This window comes from Wolbachia endosymbiont (group B) of Rhopobota naevana, assembly GCF_947250615.1.
In the GTDB taxonomy this organism is placed as follows: Bacteria; Pseudomonadota; Alphaproteobacteria; order Rickettsiales; family Anaplasmataceae; genus Wolbachia.
Genome location: NZ_OX366333.1, coordinates 1,615,222 through 1,634,698, shown reverse-complemented (window position 1 = coordinate 1,634,698; position 19,477 = coordinate 1,615,222). Strand labels below are relative to the sequence as shown.

17 protein-coding genes, 2 tRNA genes and 2 pseudogenes are annotated in these 19,477 nt (G+C 34.7%); 11 read left to right on the top strand and 10 right to left on the bottom strand.

Features of this window, described 5'->3' with window-relative positions:
- Window positions 1-258 precede the first annotated feature (258 nt).
- From OOL01_RS07840 to OOL01_RS08630, 4 genes are all read right to left on the bottom strand, one after another.
- On the bottom strand, window positions 259-1,110 hold the full coding sequence (locus OOL01_RS07840; protein WP_264686753.1) for a reverse transcriptase domain-containing protein: 852 nt from the start codon (window positions 1,108-1,110) through the stop codon (window positions 259-261).
- A gap of 435 nt (window positions 1,111-1,545) precedes the next feature.
- Entirely contained in the window at window positions 1,546-1,743 is a 198-nt protein-coding gene (locus tag OOL01_RS07835; protein WP_230609272.1) for a hypothetical protein, read from the bottom strand.
- Window positions 1,744-1,791: 48 nt separating this feature from the next.
- Complete coding sequence (locus OOL01_RS07830; RefSeq protein WP_319803542.1) at window positions 1,792-2,865, bottom strand: AI-2E family transporter; 1,074 nt, start codon at window positions 2,863-2,865, stop codon at window positions 1,792-1,794.
- A 49-nt stretch (window positions 2,866-2,914) separates the two neighbouring features.
- Window positions 2,915-3,802, bottom strand: coding sequence for an alpha/beta hydrolase family protein (locus OOL01_RS08630; RefSeq protein WP_458694737.1), 888 nt, complete (start codon window positions 3,800-3,802; stop codon window positions 2,915-2,917).
- Window positions 3,803-3,904: 102 nt separating this feature from the next.
- On the opposite strand from OOL01_RS08630, the gene ispD reads away from it, so the two are divergent.
- On the top strand, window positions 3,905-5,110 hold the full coding sequence (gene ispD / locus OOL01_RS07815; protein WP_264686750.1) for a 2-C-methyl-D-erythritol 4-phosphate cytidylyltransferase: 1,206 nt from the start codon (window positions 3,905-3,907) through the stop codon (window positions 5,108-5,110).
- 84 nt (window positions 5,111-5,194) lie between these two features.
- Here the strand turns inward: ispD and OOL01_RS07810 are convergent, their stop codons facing one another.
- The 3 genes from OOL01_RS07810 to OOL01_RS07800 form a co-directional block, all read right to left on the bottom strand.
- A complete protein-coding gene (locus tag OOL01_RS07810; RefSeq protein WP_264686749.1) occupies window positions 5,195-6,061 on the bottom strand; it encodes a ParB/RepB/Spo0J family partition protein in 867 nt (288 codons plus the stop codon).
- On the bottom strand, window positions 6,058-6,900 hold the full coding sequence (locus OOL01_RS07805; RefSeq protein WP_010404000.1) for a ParA family protein: 843 nt from the start codon (window positions 6,898-6,900) through the stop codon (window positions 6,058-6,060). The genes OOL01_RS07810 and OOL01_RS07805 overlap by 4 nt, the downstream gene beginning before the upstream one ends.
- Before the next feature lie 86 nt (window positions 6,901-6,986).
- A complete protein-coding gene (locus OOL01_RS07800; RefSeq protein ID WP_264686748.1) occupies window positions 6,987-9,467 on the bottom strand; it encodes a response regulator in 2,481 nt (826 codons plus the stop codon).
- A gap of 159 nt (window positions 9,468-9,626) precedes the next feature.
- Between OOL01_RS07800 and hemF the strand changes: the two genes are divergently transcribed.
- The 8 genes from hemF (at window position 9,627) to sucD (ending at window position 15,212) form a co-directional block, all read left to right on the top strand.
- The gene (gene hemF / locus OOL01_RS07795; protein WP_264686747.1) at window positions 9,627-10,451 is read left to right on the top strand and encodes an oxygen-dependent coproporphyrinogen oxidase; all 825 of its coding nucleotides are present in this window, start codon (window positions 9,627-9,629) and stop codon (window positions 10,449-10,451) included.
- A gap of 82 nt (window positions 10,452-10,533) precedes the next feature.
- The gene (locus OOL01_RS07790) at window positions 10,534-11,673 is read left to right on the top strand and encodes a hypothetical protein (protein WP_179949529.1); all 1,140 of its coding nucleotides are present in this window, start codon (window positions 10,534-10,536) and stop codon (window positions 11,671-11,673) included.
- Between the two features lie 68 nt (window positions 11,674-11,741).
- Window positions 11,742-11,813, top strand: a tRNA-Glu gene (locus OOL01_RS07785).
- A gap of 32 nt (window positions 11,814-11,845) precedes the next feature.
- A complete protein-coding gene (locus OOL01_RS07780) occupies window positions 11,846-12,541 on the top strand; it encodes a 16S rRNA (uracil(1498)-N(3))-methyltransferase (protein ID WP_015588133.1) in 696 nt (231 codons plus the stop codon).
- Between the two features lie 122 nt (window positions 12,542-12,663).
- A tRNA-Pro gene (locus OOL01_RS07775) sits at window positions 12,664-12,737 on the top strand.
- A 198-nt stretch (window positions 12,738-12,935) separates the two neighbouring features.
- On the top strand, window positions 12,936-13,136 hold the full coding sequence (rpsU, locus tag OOL01_RS07770; protein ID WP_007302350.1) for a 30S ribosomal protein S21: 201 nt from the start codon (window positions 12,936-12,938) through the stop codon (window positions 13,134-13,136).
- Window positions 13,137-13,166: 30 nt separating this feature from the next.
- Window positions 13,167-14,327, top strand: coding sequence for an ADP-forming succinate--CoA ligase subunit beta (gene sucC, locus OOL01_RS07765; RefSeq protein WP_264686746.1), 1,161 nt, complete (start codon window positions 13,167-13,169; stop codon window positions 14,325-14,327).
- Window positions 14,328-14,330: 3 nt separating this feature from the next.
- Window positions 14,331-15,212, top strand: a complete 882-nt coding sequence (sucD, locus tag OOL01_RS07760) for a succinate--CoA ligase subunit alpha (protein ID WP_064085491.1) — start codon at window positions 14,331-14,333, stop codon at window positions 15,210-15,212.
- 6 nt (window positions 15,213-15,218) lie between these two features.
- On the opposite strand, the gene dapF is transcribed toward sucD, so the two are convergent.
- Entirely contained in the window at window positions 15,219-16,013 is a 795-nt protein-coding gene (dapF, locus tag OOL01_RS07755) for a diaminopimelate epimerase (protein WP_010403976.1), read from the bottom strand.
- A 72-nt stretch (window positions 16,014-16,085) separates the two neighbouring features.
- Here dapF and OOL01_RS07750 point away from each other — a divergent pair, with 72 nt between their 5' ends.
- Entirely contained in the window at window positions 16,086-16,793 is a 708-nt protein-coding gene (locus tag OOL01_RS07750) for a glycoside hydrolase family 5 protein (protein WP_264686745.1), read from the top strand.
- Between the two features lie 170 nt (window positions 16,794-16,963).
- Window positions 16,964-17,844 (top strand): annotated as a pseudogene (locus OOL01_RS07745) (IS110 family RNA-guided transposase); the annotation flags it as partial.
- A gap of 28 nt (window positions 17,845-17,872) precedes the next feature.
- On the opposite strand, the pseudogene OOL01_RS07740 reads toward OOL01_RS07745, so the two are convergent.
- A pseudogene (locus OOL01_RS07740) lies at window positions 17,873-18,700 on the bottom strand (IS630 family transposase).
- Between the two features lie 116 nt (window positions 18,701-18,816).
- Window positions 18,817-19,407: a nitroreductase family protein gene (locus OOL01_RS07735; RefSeq protein WP_264686744.1), complete on the bottom strand. Its 591-nt coding sequence runs from the start codon at window positions 19,405-19,407 to the stop codon at window positions 18,817-18,819.
- Window positions 19,408-19,477 lie beyond the last annotated feature (70 nt).

Here is a 19,477-nt window from a genome sequence, read left to right as displayed (position 1 = left end):
AGCTCCCAGTAGATTCATCCCAGGTTAACGACTACCCCCTGGTTTTGACGTCGTCTCTACGCTTTCGACACTTCATCAGTGGTTCACTTGCGTTCGTCTCTCTATTTCATACATGACACATAATTGTGCCTTTTCCATAACGCTCACTACCTTAGCTCTTTACCAAAGCAGCTTATGGCTGTTTGAAGCCTGCTCTTGCAAACCGGCTCCGAGGGGCCCTCCCTCATCTACTGCACAGCTTCAACACTTTCCGTGTTTCTACGGCGCACAGTCGTCTGCGTATCTGATTACATTCACTCCACTTCTGATTTTGTTTCTTTTTCTACTGCCGAGTTTACCAAATCGACTTTCCAATAACTTTTCAAGTCCGTTTAAGGCTAAATTGGCTAGTATTGGAGAAATTATACCACCTTGCGGGGTACCTGCAGTTGTGGGATACAGAGTTTTTGATTCTAGGAAGCCAGCTTTTAACCAACTATGCAGAATTTTTTTCTCCATAGGAATATGCTTCATAAGCCATTCATGATTAATGTTGTCAAAGCATCCTTTGATATCACCTTCAAGTATCCATTGTAGTTGATTACGACTTGCCAGTAACAAATGACAAGCTACTGTAGCATCTGCACAGGATCTTTTAGGTCTAAAGCCATAGGAGTGACGATCACTGATCGTTTCAGCTATCGGTTCCAGAGCAAACAGATATAATGCTTGCATGGCTCTATCTTTTATCGTGGGTATTCCAAGAGGTCTTCTTTTGCCATTAGATTTACTGATATAAATCCGTTTTAGCGGAGAAGGTTTATATCCTCTTTGCTTTAACTGCTTTATTCCTTGAAATTTAGCATTGCAAGTTGACCATAGTTGACGATCTACACCCGCTGTGTTTTTTCCTTGGTTTTCAGTTACTCTCTTAACAGCCAAAGCTTTTCCGCTAAAAGAGCGTGTGAGAAGATGTTGTAAAGTTTTTACCTTACCCCATCTTCCTTCTTGGACAGCCTTAACAATACGTCTTTGTAGCCTCACAATAACTTTCTGGCATTTCTTCCATGGCAACTGCTTCCATGCTTCAAAGCTTTTGGTAGATGCACTTACAGGTTTACTTGTAATCATCTGCTTTCCTCCCTTAAGTGGTTAACAAAGTTTCTTGTCACGAGGGACCAAACGGAAGTCTGCTCGTTTTCACGCGAATTAATGTTACAAATTCTATCCATTTCGTTACAAAATGGCATTCGCTTTCTCCATTCTCCTTTACCTGCACTTCCATCAGCATTCCTTGCGGTTTGCTTGCCATGTAGGCGAAAATACAGGCTTACCCTGTTTCTCCAGTCATACAATAGTGGGTTAGGTGGCTTCTCTATACCGGTGGAGTTATTATTTGCGTACATCTAGAAATGAAAAATGTAACTTATCCACATTACCTTTTGGTCAGAGCTTATCAGCATCTTTAGCTCTTTCATCGTATCGGTACTTATAAAGCTTCACTTACGTTCACCATACCACTAGCCTAGCCCTCCAACCACATGATGCTTGCAGTTTATGCCCCTCTCACGATTGAGCATCTTCTTTTTCAAGAGGAGGTTCATTGTCCGCATCGCTTGGCACCAACCGGTTGCCCGATTCGCACTGATGCGTAGACTCAGACGGCAAAACATCTGGTTTAATAAGTTTTAGAATCCTTTCAGTTTCTTTCTGAATGAATTCCTCTCCTTTTAAACAATATGACCGAAGACTTTCAGGTCGCACCATCTCTCAAATGTATCAGAGGTCCTTTTTCTTTTTATCGTGAACTAATTAGCCATTTTTATAAAGCTCACTTTCAAAATATTTATTGATTGCATATTCTACTAATACACTGAACATTCCTATTATTGGAATAAAAAATAATATACCTATAAACCCAAAATATGAGGTGCATATGACAACTCCTAAAATAATGATAGTTGGATGTATATGAACTTTTTTTCCTATTAATAAAGGCACTAATATGCTTGAGTCTATTAATTGACCAACACTAAATAATAGCAAGACAGCAGTACTTTCAAACCATCCACTAAATTGAGTAATGGCGCTCAAAAATCCGATAATAGTGTATAATAATGGCCCTATATAGGGTATAAATGTTAATGTTCCTGATAAAATTCCAATAGCTACAGAATGCTTCAGCCCAATTATGCTAAGGCCCACGGAGTAAAAGATCATCATGACTATACATACGTTTAACTGTCCCTTTAGGTAATTAGATATAATGAAATCTACTTTGGAAAAATAACCTGCAGCTTTTTCTCTGTAAAGAATGGGAATTAGTTTATTAGCCTTTTCTACAATTGCAGGCCAATCACGTAATACATAAAAAAATACCACAAGCGTAATAGCTATTAATGATACCATGTAAATCAAATTAAAGCTTGAATTTAGCACTTGAATTATAAGATTACTGCCCATGCTAAGAGCATTTATAAAATAAGATATATAATCACTGTAATTTTCTACTAGATTTTTAGACAAGTGATCAAATAAACTATCTTCAGTTTTTATATTAAGAAATTCTAGCACAGAAGGAATCACTTTAAGCTTTAATGAAGGTACCTTATTCACTAAGAAATTTAATATTAAAGTAATTTGAAAATATATAATAGGTAAAACAAATGTGATAACTAATATAAAAGCTATCAATAAGGTAAGTATTATAAAAACTACAGAACATGAACGTGGTATTCTATATTTTTCAAACTTGGTTACTAGCGGGTTAAATAGATGTGCAACAAAAACAGATATTAGACACGGAACAATCATAGGACGCATCAAAAATAATGCCCCTATTATGAAAAGCAGTACACAACAAATAGTTATATGACGTTTTTGCATGTGTTTAGAATAGTTAATTTACCGAAAAATATACAGTTTTTTGTAAGTACTATCTATTCATTATTTTATTAGGCATGAGATCAGCCAAATTTTCACTCAATTGCCAACTAGATAAAACTCCGTTATGCGGGTTATCTGTAAAGCCTCTCAGATTAACGATCTTAATCGAATTTCTATTTAACAATAGATCATCTACTGCCTTTGCCAATTGTACAGGATATGGTATTAAGGTGTCTCTTTCATGATTAATGACTACTATTGGTATATTATCATTTTGTAGCTTTTGTATATTGCTTACTATATCAAAATCTAAATTTAGGACCTTAAGCATCTTTTTCAATAAGCATGAGGGCAGTACACTTAAAATTTTTGCTTGAGGAATTGGAAAATGCTTTATTGCATTATGAAAAGAGCTGAAAGTGCTAGTAAAAATAACGCCTCCAAGTTTAATATTTTTGTCTGTAAAATATTTTAATGCTTCTGATGCAACTGCTCCTCCAAAGGAATGGCCGAAAAGTATGATGTTTTCAGGTTTTACACCCTTGTCCATTAATTCATTGATTTTTTTTATCGAAGACTGAGATAAGCTTTTATTCTTATTTATAAATGGAATCATGAGTATTGATATAGACAAAAAAGTGCAAATCAAAGCTGCTAATATTGCTGAATTCGCTGTCCTAGACGTCATTGGGTTGGTAAATAATATCAGAGCGGGTGATAATATGGATATTCCTAAAAATAAGAAACTAGCTATTGCGTAAGTTATATAGTTTTGAAATGCAATTGGGTATTTATGTGCATGAGTGTAGAAATTAGACCTATGGAGATATGTAGATCTATCTTGTATATACCTGGACGCATTTTTATAATTATCACCTATTCCATGAAAAAATATAAGATGTATCTCATTTTCTTTATTATACTTAGCAACGTGCATTATTTCCCTCTAACATATATTACACCTAGTAAAAGAATATTCTTTTTTGAGAATTGGATCAAACTTTTTTAAAATGCTAGATAACTTGTATTAACAACGAAAATGATAAGCATGTACACTAACAGACTTGAGGAATACAAGATAGCAGCATTAATAGTTGCAGCAGGAGTAGGCAGTAGATGCAATGCCAAAATCCCTAAACAGTATATAAAACTGGCAGGTAAGTCTGTTTTATTTCACACAATTAGAAAATTCTTAGCTAATCAGTACATAAGTTACATAAGAGTGGTAGTAAATGAAAATCAAAAAGATTTCTATAAAGAAGTTACGTCATCAACTATAGATACTAAATTGCTGAGTCCAGTATGTGGAGAAAAAAGCAGGCAGAGTTCAGTTAAACTTGGACTGGAGAGTTTGCAAAAGATCAATCCAGATTTTGTTATTATACATGATGCTTGTAGGCCTTTTGTATCAAATATTCTAATAAATAACTTGATTGAATCTATGATTAATGGTCAATATACAGGAGTAGTTCCAGCAATAGAAGTCGAGGATACTATATCGTTGGTGAGTAATAATTTCGTTGAATCTACGATTTCAAGAGAAAAACTTAGAGCCATACAAACCCCTCAAATTTTTAATTTCAGAGAATTATTATCGTGCTATCAGTCAGTCAAAGAATTTACTGATGATTCATCACTAATGGTGGAGCATAAAAAACATGTTGCGATTATTGAAGGTGAGAAAAAGAATTTTAAGTTAACTACAAAAGAGGATATCAATATGGCAAAACTTCTCTTTGGAGAGCCAAAATTCCGTGTCGGAACCGGTTATGATATACATAAATTTGTTAAAATTCAAAATGATGCTAAGAGCTTTATAAAAATTTGCGGTGTGGAAATTGAGCATAATATGGCAATAGAGGCACATTCCGATGGTGATGTTGCAATACATGCAATCGTTGATGCAATACTCGGAGCACTAGGATGTGGCGATATAGGAGAACATTTTCCTCCTAATTCCTCTAAATGGAAGGATTGCAATTCATCTCATTTTCTTGACTTTGCTGCTAAAAAAGCACAGGAAAAAGGATATAGCGTGTCTAATTTAGATATTACTATAGTTTGTGAAGAGCCTAAAATATCGCCTTACAAAGCAGGAATGAAGGAATTCATATCAAAAATATTAGAAATTAATGGTGAATTCGTAAATATCAAAGCAACCACAGCGGAAAAATTAGGTTCTATTGGAAGAAATGAGGGAATAGCAACGTATGCTTCTGTGCTATTGCGTGCAAATTTTTATTGAAGGTAGAAACGAAATAACTTACTTGACAAACTCCACCATTTCACTTCCATTGCAAGGAAAGTGGGAAGGTTTGTCAAGAAATTTCTATGAGCTACTTTCGACATTAATAGCTGATTCAAGTCTTCTATTCAAAATTTTCAATATAAAATCCAATTCATTTGAGTTGTTATAACGTATCATGACTTTACCCTTAGAATTACTGTCATTAATTTTGATCTTTAAACCAAGCTGAGAAGATATAGCTCCTTCTAATGCTGCCATATCTTGATTTTTAGTACAATTATGCTCTTTTCGGTCGTTATTTTGTTGTAAGTCTTTTATCAATTTTTCAGTTTGTCTAACGCTCAGGCCCTGAGAAACTATTCTTTCTGCAATACTTTCCGCATTTTCAACATTAATCAATGCTCTTGCATGACCCATAGACAATTTTTTCTCGTTGATCATTGTTTTTACTCCATTAGGGAGTGACAGCATTCGTATCATATTGGTTATGTGACTGCGGCTTTTACCTAAAGTTAAGGCGAATTCTTCGTGTGTATAGGAGAATTCATCTATTAGTTTTCTGTACGCCTCACCTTCTTCTATTGGATTAATATCTTGCCTCTGTATGTTTTCAATTATCGATACTTCTAAGCATTCCTTGTCATTTAAATCTTTTATGATGACTGGCACACTATCAAGATTTGCAATTTTACTTGCCCGCCAACGACGTTCCCCTGCTACTATTTCATAACCTTCATTATTTGGATCTTTGCGCACCACAACAGGTTGTATTATACCATTTTTCTCTATCGAACCTGCAAGTTCTTTTAATGACTCCTCATCAAAATATTTTCTCGGCTGAAATTTGCTCGGGTGTAGTAATGAAATAGGTAACCGATCTTCTTTATTACCATAATTATCGCCTATGAGGCCAGCAAGACCTCTACCTAAGCGCCTATTGTCCTTCACGCTGCACCCTCACTTATCAGCTTTTTCTCTTTACAGATGCTCATGTGTTTCTTTAAAATTTCTTTTGCCAAACTTATATATGCTTGTGCACCAGGACACTTAAGATCATATACAATAGCAGGTTTTCCATGAGAAGGCGCTTCTGATAACCGTACATTACGTGGAATAATGGTCACATACAAGGGGATAATAGTTTTATATACTTTATCATTTAAATATTGGCAAATATCATTTTTAATCTGCTCACTAAGTTTGTTGCGTCTGTCATACATTGTGAGCAATATTCCTTCTATTAACAGGAAAGGGTTTAGGTTATTTCTTTTTATCAGCTCTACAGTCTTAACTAAATGGCTCAATCCTTCCAGAGCGAAAAATTCACACTGAAGAGGAACAATAATCGAGTCAGCAGCGGTCAGAGCATTGATAGTAAGCAGACCAAGTGATGGAGGACAATCGATAATTATGTACTCATAATTATTACGTACTTTCTCTAGCGTATCTTTTAGTACGAATTTTCCCTGCTCAAGTTGTGATAGCTCAATTTCTGCAGCTGATAAGTCAACCACTGATGAAATCAGCGATAGATTTGGAATTTCCTTTATATTGAAAATTGCCGATTCCACCAATTCACTTTCGCTGCTCAGCAGTATTTTATATATATTTTTTTCTTCCCTGCTACGATAAGAAATCCCAAGTCCTGTACTAGCATTTCCTTGAGGGTCAAGATCTACCAGTAAAGTACTTTTTCCCACAGCAGCAAAGGCTGTTGATAAATTTATACTAGTTGTAGTTTTACCAACTCCACCCTTTTGATTTACTATTGCAATGATCTTGCTCACGCCTTTTATCTTATGTATAAAATAACTCTATTGTATATATGCAAGAAATTTTTGCATTAGAAAAATTTTTTTGTTGCCAATCATACTCAAAGTAAACTGCCTTTTTTTGTCTTGTGTAACACACTTTGAACCTTATTTCCTAACTCATTCAGAGTAAATGGTTTGGGTAAAAAATGGAAGTCTTCTATATTGATTTCATCGCTCTTTAAAAAAGCATCCTCTGTATACCCAGAAATAAAAATAACTTTGATGTTTGGCCTATGTATCAATGTTTCTTTAACTATTTCTGGACCACTCACCTCTGGCATGATTACATCAGTGATTATTAGATCTATGTGTTGATTTTTTTTTCTAATGATCTCTAGTGCCTCGCTGCCTATACTCGCTTCTATTACATTAAATCCTTTTCTTGTAAGAGCCTTAGCAGTAAATTCCCTTACTGAATCTTCATCTTCAATTAATAAAATTATACCATTACCTTTAATCTCTACCGGTTTCTCTATTTCTTTACTATCTTCCTCTTTATCATTTTCATCCGATATGTAAACTATGGGCAAAAATATGCTAAATTTAGTTCCATGATTCACTTTGCTAGCAACATAGATGTATCCTTCGGTTTGTTTAATAATGCCATATACAGTAGAGAGGCCAAGACCTGTACCAGAAGTAATATCTTTGGTAGAAAAAAATGGATCAAATGCCTTTTCAATTATATCACTCGTCATTCCACATCCAGTATCAATCACTTCAATCACAACATAATTCCCATGTTCAATCGTTTCCTTATCTGGAGAAAACATATCCTGAGGTGTAGAATTTAATGAATCAACCTTTTGATTAAAGGTTCGTATAGTTAACTCTCCCCCCTTTTCCATAGCAGCACCAGCATTAACTGCTAAGTTAAGCATAACTTGCTCTAATTGTCCTTGGTCAGCCCTAACAGCACCCAAATCGCTACCATAATAAATATTAAATTTTATATTTTCACCTATTAATCTTTTGATCATTTCATAAAGATTAGCTATCGTACCATTTACATTAATAATCTTTGGCTGCAAAGTCTGTCTTCTTGAAAAAGCAAGCAGTTGTCTTACTAAATTTGACCCACGTTTTGCATTTTGCTGTATCTGTATTATATCTCCAAAAGATGGATCGCTAGCTGAGTGCTGGAGTAAAAGCAAATCACAAAATCCTATTATTCCGGTTAATATATTATTGAAATCATGTGCAATACCACCTGCTAATTGCCCTATAGCTTGCACCTTTTGATAATGCTCAAGTTTTATCTCTAGTTTTTTACGTTCAGTATTATCAATAAAATAACAAAGTATGAACATCACTTTATTATGAAGAAACTTATTAAAATATATTTTCATGTTATTACCGCAATTGAGCTGCACATCAAAGGACGCATTATTTATCCTATTACTTGAAAAATATTCACGCACTTTCATATGATAACCATCTGATATCAATGCAAAGATAGAACCATTATTTGACCCCGCAAGTTTTACTAATGCTATATTTTTCTTTATAAAATTGCCATTTATGTCGCATTGTGCAATAGCAATTGACGAATTTGTAAAACAAGGGTGTAGTTGATAATCAACAATATTTGATTCAGTTGGTGTTATAAAGCCGTGTATATAGCTATGATTGTATTTATCACAAAATATAGCAGTACTCATATAAGCCTTAAATGGAGCACCGCTTATAGTAAAAAACATAATTTCATTTTTGGTTATTGTATCGTCATACTTAGATTGAGATATAAAATCATTGATTGAGCTACCTTTTTCCAATTTTTTTAGTTCAAACATGTCTAAAAATCTTTTATTTACAGATAAGATACCTCCTTTTGTATTTGCAACGTAAGTTGCTATATTGTGTTTCTCTATCAACTCTTCATATACCTGCTCTTTGTTTACCTGTGTTGCCTTCAGTACAAAATACCCATTCGGTCTTGCTATTGGGGCTAATGATAAATTTAAAGTCTTATTACTATTTATAGCAATTTGTGGATTATCCGGTATTGGTTCAGAGAGCAAAAGAAAGTTAGATATTCTACTCTTCTTGCTTAATGAAATGCATACTTTTACAGAAGTGTTATTTCTTAACGCATGATAGAGTGATTTTCTGTCTTTTTCTGACACATCTCCTGCTTCAAGAATTTTATCTAGCGTAACATCATCGTTTATGTGATCTTTAAACCTTTCGTAGAACCTCGCATCAGCATAAATAATACCCTCATCTTTATGTAAAATGAGACAAAACTCTGTATTATGATTCAGCGCATTTGCAAATATTGCATTTTGAAACTCTATGATATTAAGTAGATACTTGTAACGTTTTATATTATATGCCACAAAGAGAGTCATTAGAATGCTAATTAATAAATTAATCTCTATATTAACATGCTGACTATATACATTAGAAAAATAGAGTACTGATATTGCTATTGGAGGTAAGAACATAATGACTGCCATCACAATAATTGACATCCCATAATTTCTTAGTATGAAGTCAACTCTGTTCTCTTTTTTGTTATCTATGTATCTTTTACTCATTATTATTGCTTGGCATCCTTGCACATATAAAAATATTCTACTATATTGATTGAATTATTATAGATTTATTAACATCCTTGATGGGTAGTTACTATCCCAATCTAATTAATTCCTGTAAATATAGAGTACAATAATATTAATAAGCCAACAGAAGGCATTATGGAAAAACAAAAGACACAAGCATTTGAATGGTTCTGCGCACTGAGAAACAAGATCACCGAATCTTTCTTATCAATTGAGTTACAGTCATTCACAGAACCAAAAATCGAAAAAAGAAATTGGAACCGACCAGGTGGAGGAAGTGGTGAATCTACAATTATCTTTGGTAATATTTTTGAAAAAGTTGGAGTAAACGTTTCAAGAGTATACGGAAAGCTCGCAGACTCAGACATTAATGAAATTCCTGGTGCAAGTGAAAGCAATGGAGAGTTTTGGGCAAGCGGTATATCTTTAGTGTCTCACATGCAATCTCCCCTTATCCCTGCAGCACATATGAACACAAGGCTGATATATACCTCAAAACAATGGTTTGGTGGAGGAATGGACTTTACTCCAATTTATAAAGATGAGGGAGATTGCAAGTATATTCACGAATCAATTAAAGCAACTTGCGATGAGTTCAACATCGAATATTATCCGAAATTTAAAAAGCAATGTGATGATTACTTTTTTTTACAACATAGAAAAGAGCCACGTGGTATTGGTGGAATTTTTTATGACAATCTAACTTCTGGCAACTGGAAAAATGATTTTGAGTTCACAAAAGCAGTAGGTGAAGCCTTTTTAGAAATTTACTTACACATCATACACAAACATATGCAAAAATCTTGGACAAAAGAACAACGAGAAGAACAATTGATAAAACGTGGCAGATATGTGGAGTTCAATCTTCTTTATGATCGTGGTACAAGGTTTGGTTTAATGACTAATGGTAACCCCGATGCAATTATGATGTCGATGCCGCCTCTTGTCAAGTGGGTGTGAAAAGCGGTTATTAATATAAAATAAATCGTTATAGTTTAAAATTGTACCACAATGGTGAGCTTTTATATAGAGGGGTACAATCATGGGTATAGTAGATAGTTTTTTAATTAAATCCGCTAGAAATAGCAATATAAGAGGCGTGAGGCTAGCTTTAAGTCTTCATAATATAGTAAACAGCTTTGAAAAACTCTTTTCTAGAATTAATCCTTTTAGGAACAAGGGGTCATTTGACTTGAATAATGATCAAACTTTAAATCGAGCTTTAGAGTATGCAGTAACAAATCTTGATCATAATGTAATGACGTTACTTATTAGTGCTGGAGCAAATATTAATGAAATAAATAATAGTATAGGAAATGTAATCCTTCAATACAAAATAGCATCAGAAGCTATGCAGTACGGAGATAAGGACAGTCTCAAAGATCGTAAAGAAAAATGTTGTTTAGTGCTTGGTGAGCTAATAAAAAAAGAAAGAAAAGAAATATTGGAGATTTTGAAACAAACGGAAAGTTGTGACAAGCTTAAAGAGGAAGTAGAGCTAAAATTTAAGGCCAACTCACCTAAAAAACCTCCTAGAATTTTTGAGCATGATGATATTTTACTTTTAAAAGAGCCCATTTATGATGAGGTATATGACGCTAAGGTTAGTAACTCATTAGAAGAGTTGAGCGTATCGGAAGAATCCATTTATGCTGAAGTATATGATTTGCATAAAAGATCTACTGAAAATTTATCATTGAAAGATAGTGGTTATTCTAGTATATCAGGAGAACCTATTTATGAAGATGTAGATGATTTCTCAGAGCAAAAAAAGCCCACTAGCTTAAATCATAAAGAGCAACCAGAGCCTATTTATGCTAAAGTAGATTTATCGAAAAAGAGATCAGAAAGACAAGCAAAACATATAAAAGATAATTCTGGGACTTATCATGGATTAGTGCAGGATAAAGTGAATAATTTGCAAGTAAAACTAAATGAGCAAAGTGCTAATAAGCCAGCGAGTCAGCAAATCAAGACCAAGGCTGGCTTTAACGTAAAAGAAATAAGGCAAAATTTTGAGCGTAGAGATTCTGGATACGATTCTGGCTATGATTCAGATACAAAAGTTGAACAAAAATTAGATTTAGGATCTAAAGCTCCTAAATCTGAGATAGGTTCAGTAAGCATTGAACATGGGGTAATAGGAGGCTGTCGATATAAAATCACTGATATATCACTCTAACTGTGTGATTCAAAATAATTGAATTGACTTTATATGTATAATCGATATAACTCAGTTAGATTCAAGTCGACTCTTTCGTCTAGTGGTTAGGACACCACCCTTTCACGGTGGTAACACGGGTTCAAATCCCGTAAGAGTCACTCAAACAGAATGCAAATAACTAAAGTTTTGAATGAAAAAAATTAGGCTTTATGTTGAAGAAGCTTTATCACAAAATGTAAGTTTGGCTCTTCATCCACGACAAAGTCACTATATTTACAATGTAATGCGGCTTAAGAAGCATGATAACATCTATCTTTTTAATGGAAAGGATGGAGAATGGTTAGGAGAAGTAGTGAATATATCAAGTAAATCGACAAAAATTATAATAAAAGAACGCACTAAACAACAACAACATGAAAAAAATCTATATTTGTATTGTGCTCTGGTAAAAAGCGGCGCCTTAAGCAACATAGTAAGACAAGCAACTGAAATGGGAGTAACCTGCATTCAATTTATTTCAACAGAACGTACAGTAGTAAAAAACATTAACCTAAGTAGAGCGAAATTACAGGCAATTGAAGCTGCGGAACAATCCGGTAGGACAAGTATACCACAGATTTTTCTTCCTATTAATTTTTGTGAATTATCCGATTCCCAGAATAAAAATTTTGTTTTGTGTGATGAAACAGGTGAAGGACAACCTCCTAATAAAGTTCTAAAAGGCAAGAAAAACGTTGCTATTATTGTTGGCCCCGAAGGTGGTTTTTCATCTTACGAACTTGATTCTGCCAATAAATTTTGTCAGAAACTGAGTCTAGGAAAAAGAATTTTGAGAGTTGATACTGCTGTAGTTGCTGCATTAACCTTCACCAATTGGTATAGCTAGATTTTTTAATATGGCTAGTGCAACTTGACACTCTATATAAAGAAATCTGCATTATATTTTTCCTAAAAGAAATAAATGAAACTTGCATTTTTCCGAACTATCGATACTCTTAGTAAAGAAGTCGGGGCGTAGCGCAGCCTGGTAGCGCATTTGGTTTGGGACCAAAGGGTCGGGAGTTCAAATCTCTCCGCCCCGAGATTAGAAAAATTACAAGAGCACTGTAACCTAAGAGCAATTTTTATCAGCAAGTAAATGATTGACAGCAGAATGAAGCTTTTTTCATATAAATCACTGCATATCATATTCTATCGCTCAAGTTTATAAAATAATTGACAATGTTAATTTTCTAATTTATAAATGGATTTTGAAGTGATTACCGAAGGAGGTATAGAGTTTGATTGAAGTATCAGTCCATTATGGTGATGTAGATAGAGCTCTTCCAGTGTTGAGAAAAATAATTCAAAAGGAAGGAAGAGGGCTCAAAATGAAAAAAAAATATCACGAAAAGAAATCAGAGAAAACAGCTAAAAAAAAAGCTGAAGCAAGGAAAAAGAGGTATCAGCAAGAATGCAGAAGACAGCGTTATGGTTGGTAGTTTTTACTAAGGTTAATAATTAGTTATCTTATGAATATTCATGAATATCAAGCAAAGGAAATTTTACACAAGTTTAATGTCCCGGTACCAAAGGGTTTTGTTGCTACATCTGCAGAAGGAGTAGAAACTCAAATAAATCAACTAAAATCTGACGTGTTTGTGGTTAAAGCTCAGATTCATGCAGGTGGTAGGGGTAAGGCTGGTGGCGTAAAGCTAGCAAAGTCAACTAAAGAAGCTCAACAACTTGTAAAGGACATGCTTGGCATAACTTTAGTTACTCATCAAACAGGGCCTAGTGGACAGCAGGTAAGAAGAGTATACATTGAGGAAGGTTCAAGCATTAAAAAAGAGTACTATTTGAGTCTAGTAGTTGATCCAAAGCTCAGTAGGTTAGTATTTATATTTTCCTCAGAAGGTGGAATGGATATTGAAGAAGTGGCAAAAAATTCTCCTACAAAAATTGTGAAATTTGATATTGACCCTGCTACTGGTTTTACAAATCTTGGTAACAGTAAACTTGCCAATAATTTTAATTTGAATTCAGAACAAATAGAAAGAATAACAAATATTGCAAAAAATATATATGATGCGTTTATTACAACTGATGCAAGCCAAATAGAAATTAACCCACTAGTTGAAACAAATTCCGGGGATTTTGTTGCACTTGATGCTAAAATTAATTTTGATGACAACGCTTTATATCGTCATCCAGAAATCGTGCAGCTTCGTGATTATGATGAAGAAGTTAAAGAAGAGATAGAAGCTTCAAAACATGGACTTAGTTACATCAAAATGGATGGCAATATTGGTTGCATGGTGAACGGTGCAGGTCTTGCTATGGCAACAATGGATATAATAAAGTACTATGGAGCAGAGCCTGCTAACTTTCTAGATGTTGGTGGTGGAGCAAGTAAGGAAACTGTCACTGAAGCATTTAAAATTATATTATCTGATAGTAATGTACAAGGAATTTTGGTTAATATATTTGGCGGTATAATGCGTTGTGATATCATTGCAAATGGAATAGTTGAAGCTGCAAAAGAAATAGATATTAAGGTCCCTTTAGTGGTTAGATTATCAGGCACTAACTTTAAAGAAGGAAAAAGAATTTTAGAAGAGTCAGGGCTAAATATTATTGCTGCAGACGAACTTGACGAGGCTGCACAGAAAATAGTACAAGAGGTGAAGTAGAGTATGTCTGTTTTAGTAAATAAAGATACAAGATTAATATGCCAGGGCTTTACTGGTGCACAAGGTACATTTCATTCAGAACAAGCAATTAGCTATGGAACCAAAATGGTTGGCGGTGTAACTCCTAGCAAGGGTGGAAGCACTCACCTTAATTTACCAGTTTTTAATACCGTAGCAGAAGCTAAAGAAAAAACTGATGTGAATGCTACTGTGATATATGTACCTGCTAAATTTGCAGCTGATGCAATACTTGAGGCAATAGATGCAGAGATAGAATTAATAGTTTGCATCACAGAGGGCATTCCTATACTTGACATGGTAAAGGTAAAGCACGCTCTCGCTGGTTCAAACAGTCGATTGATTGGCCCAAACTGTCCAGGGGTTATTACACCCGAAGAATGCAAAATAGGAATTATGCCAGGACATATTCACAGACGTGGACATATAGGAATTATGTCTCGTTCTGGAACTTTAACTTATGAAGCGGTAGCACAAACAACCGCTGTTGGTCTTGGTCAGTCAACATGTATAGGAATTGGAGGGGATCCTGTTCATGGTATGACGTTTGTTGACTGTATGGAGCTCTTTTTAAAAGATGACGATACTCATGGTATTGTAGTTATTGGTGAAATAGGTGGAAACGAAGAAGAGGATGTATCACATTTTGTGAAAACAGAAAAAACTAAAAAGCCAATCGTTGGTTTTGTAGCAGGTCAAACAGCACCTCCAGGAAGACGTATGGGGCACGCTGGGGCTATTATCTCCTCTAGTGGCGGAAGTGCTGGTGCAAAGTTAGAGGTTATGCGCAGTGCTGGGATTGCGATTGCAGAAACCCCTGCTGTGATTGGTAAAAAGGTGTTAGAAGTAATGAGTGTCAGTGCCTAGCCTAGGTCATAAAAACCCTATATCCCCAGTCATCAGTATATTTTTTGACCACTCAATCAGTAACTGACCTCCTGGTAAATGCACTGAAGTTTGTTTAGTAGCCAAACACTTACGAAGTATAGATGCAACAAATGCTGCACAAGCCGCACTACCACATGAAGCAGTAATACCTGTTCCTCTTTCCCAAACTCTTAAGTTTATTTCTCCAGATTTTTCTATTTGTGCAATACTAACATTTGTTTTCTGAGGAAATAATTCGTGATTTTCTAGCTTTGGTCCTAAATTCTGCAATGGTATTTCGCTTATGTTATCAACAAAAAAAACTATATGAGGGTTACCAATATTTACTGCAACTGGCTCTTTCAGCATTTCAAGCTCTATAGGTAGATAAAGGGGATCGCATTCACAAGAAAGAGGAATTTCATTCCATTTAAGCAGTGGTTTACCCATATTGACCTTTATTGATTTATCACCTACTTTAAAACATTCTAAGATACGATTATTTATCAGCTCAATAGTGATATATTCAGTACCTTTTTCTAACATTATCAAATATCCAACACAGCGTGCTGCGTTTCCACACATTTCAGCTCGACTACCGTCAGCATTGTAGATATGCATAAAGCAGTTTGCAGCATTAGACATTGTTATAATTATCACTTGATCACAACTGCCTTGATCAGCAATTTGTCTATAATTCCAGTCTAAATTATTTGCTGAACGTGAGTCTATGATAACAAAACTATTGCCAGTACCATGCATCTTTACAAACGGGATCTTGTCTGTTAGGTTACTTACCATTATAGCAAAATTATATAAGTGAAAATTTTTCTTCTAATTACAGCTGTTTTGTATTCTATAGTTTTCTGTAATGTGAGTGCTAAGTCAATACCGGAGAACAGCAAAATGCTCTTTTGGCAAACTGGAGTTAGAAAGGGAGCAAATGTTTTCAATAGAAAAGTTGATAGTGACTTAATCAAAGCAGCAAAGGAATACAAAATTGGTTTTATTCGTCTTGCTCCTGACAAATTTGAAACTACGCAACGTGACTTCCTCTTAGGCAATGCAGACAATTATCCGGGCCTGATTTCCAAAGACCTGAAAGTTCTGAAAGATGTTTTAGATGCTTTTCATCAACAAAAAATACCAGTAGTGTTAACGATGCTTAGCTTACCTGGATCTAGATGGAAGCAAAATAATAACGATAAAGATGATTTACGTTTATGGTCAGATCAAGCTTTTCAAAAACAAGCAGCAAAATTTTGGCAAGATCTTGCAAGAGAACTTAAGGACCATCCTGCCATTGTTGTATATAATATCTTAAATGAACCACATCCAGAAAGGCTTTATAATACTAACAATTCTGCCATTCATAATGTAGAACAAAGTCGAATTCAGAAAGATTTATTTAGGTTTTATAGCAGCATGGTATATAGCATCCGCCGAATTGACCTAAAAACCCCTATCATACTGGACAGCGCCGGACAGATAAAACCTGTCAAACCAAAAAGAAACTTCCTAGCTGAGTGTATGGCAAATTTTATGTATAATTTTGTAGAGAAGAGCTTTTTGCAGTTATAGCCGAACTGTGCAATGGTGCCTTAAGTGTCCGTAGGACAGCGTGGCTTTGGAGGAACGGTCGAACCACTGATTGAGCCTTTTGGGCTACCTCGATTAGAAGAATGTATAACTCAACCGTCCCAAGCTTAAGCACTTCTCAATTATGGATTATTATATAATGGAGATTAAAAATGGCAAAGTTCAAAAGTAAATTAGAGATCTAATGCAGCAGGAATCGATGTTGGCTCGGCTGTACATTATGTATGTGTACCCGAAGGAAGCGATGAACAACGTATACAAAAATTTAGCTGCTTTACGGAAGATCTCTACAACATAGCAAAATGGTTGAAAAAATGTAAAGTTAATACAGTAGCCATGGAGTCAACAGGAGTGTACTGGATTCCTTTGTTTCAAGTACTTGAATCACACGGATTTGAAGTAAAACTGGTAAACGCAAAACATGTTAAAAATGTACCTGGGAGAAAATCAGATGTGCAAATGGATTCAACAACTACACAGTTACGGGTTACTCCAAGGGTCATTTAGGCCAGATGATCAAATGTGTGTATTGCGTAGTTATGTTCGGCAACGTAAAAATTTAATTGAAAATGCTTCTACACATACTTTGCGTATGCAAAAAGCGCTAACACAAATGAATATTCAACTACATAAAGTTATAAGCGATACAACTGGTGTAACTGGAATGCAAATTATTAAAGCAATAATAGATGGTGAGAATAATCCTGAAAAATTGGCTGAACTAAGAGATGGACGAATAAAAAGTGATAAATCTGTTATTGCAAAAGCATTAGCAGGAAACTATAGAAAAGAACACCTATTTACATTAAAGCAAGAATTTGAGCTATATAATATTTATCAGGAAAAAGTAGCAGAATGTGACAGGAGCATTTAAGAATATTATAAAACATTTGAGATAAAGTCTGATGAGAGTAAAAAGTTAGGTGAAGAGAAAAATAAGCACAGAAAAAGTAAACCAAACTTTGCTTTGCATGAAGAATTATATCGAGTAACTGGTATAGATTTTACCAAAATTCCTGGATTGGATATACTATAGCTCTTTTCATAATAGTCCGAAAAGCTTATAGAAAAGCGGAATCAACAGCATGACGAAAAGATGTGAATAGAGGGATGTTTTTCCTAGCTCTGTTTTTTATAGCAAACCAATAATGCTCAATTTTGTTAAAATCGGGAGAATAAGGCGGTAGATATAAAATTTCTGCGCCAACTCCTTTAGCAAATCTTATTAGACTTATGAAAAGTAGCATTATCAAGGATAACAGTTTGTCCAGGTTTCAAAATCGGTGTCAGAAACTGCTCAAACCATTTATTAAAGATATCCATATTACAGTGGCCTTCAAATGTTAACGGAACAACTATTTTTCTGCCGTTTAAGGCTGCAATCATACTGATTCGTTGAATTTTTTTACCAGATTTTAGAGCATAAAACCTCTGTCCCTTCTGGCAATATCCATAACTCGGTGTTATCAATGCCAGACTCATCTATATAAACTAAGTTTTGAGGTTCTTTTGTTGCTATAATTTTCAAAAATTCAGCGCGTTTTTCTTCGTTTCTTTCTTTGTATCCATATGTCTTTTTTTGCGTGTGAGTCCAATTTTTTTAAGAGCTCGATGGATCGTTGGGATACTAACATTGCTCCAAAGCTTAGCCATTTCCGATACCACCATATTTTTTAGCAAATTCAGTAAATTTATTCCAGTCAGTAATTTTGTGATTATAACCTCCATTTCCAAGTTTTTTTGACTGAAAATCTCCTGTTTCTTTTCTTCTTTGCTGCCACTCCCATAACGTAGTTCTTCCAATTTTAAATCTTGCTGCCACCGTTTCCCTGCTTTCTCCTTCTTCTAGTGCTTCCATTGCTTTTTTTATAACTATATGCTGCTGGCATCCTTACCTTCACTACTATAAAACCTTATTTTACCTCGTTTGGACTATTATGAAAAGAGCTATACTTACCAGATAATCCTATTTTTAAGGTATTGAGAGAGGGGTGGTCAAAGTAAGTTAACTAGTTTTTGGCCACTCATCATAAAAAAATATTTCTTCTATTGGTCTTCTTTTCTTCTTACTTGTTTCAGCGCCATCTTCTTCGTAACCAACCGCTATCACTGACATTACATTAAAATCATCGGATATGTTGAATTTTTCTACTATTTTATCTCTATCAAATCCACCCATTTGATGAGCCATTAAGTTCATAGCTGCAGCCTGTAGCATAAGTGTATAATTTGCTGCACCAGTATCGTGATTAGCCCAAAAATTTTCACCTTTATCAGATTTACGGAAATTCTTAGCGCTTAGAGATATAATTAGTATTTGTGCATCTTTTGCCCACTTTTGATTAGATTCATCAAGGCAATTTAGCAGCTTTTCCCATGCGCTTTGATTGTTCTGTTTGTTGCATATTACGTATCTCCAGGGTTCATCACCAAAACATGAGGGAGTCAGCCTTACAGCTTCCATTAAAATATCCATGTCTTCCTGAGATATTGCTCTTGTAGGATCGTATGAACGTCCGCTGTGTCTTGCTTTCATCAACGATAATAGATCTTGTTTACTCATCATTTTTAATTTAATAGTGCATAAATAATTCATTGTAGCACAATATGAGCAAAATTTAAATTGCAAAACCTCTCATACACATATATGACATTTAATAAGTTAT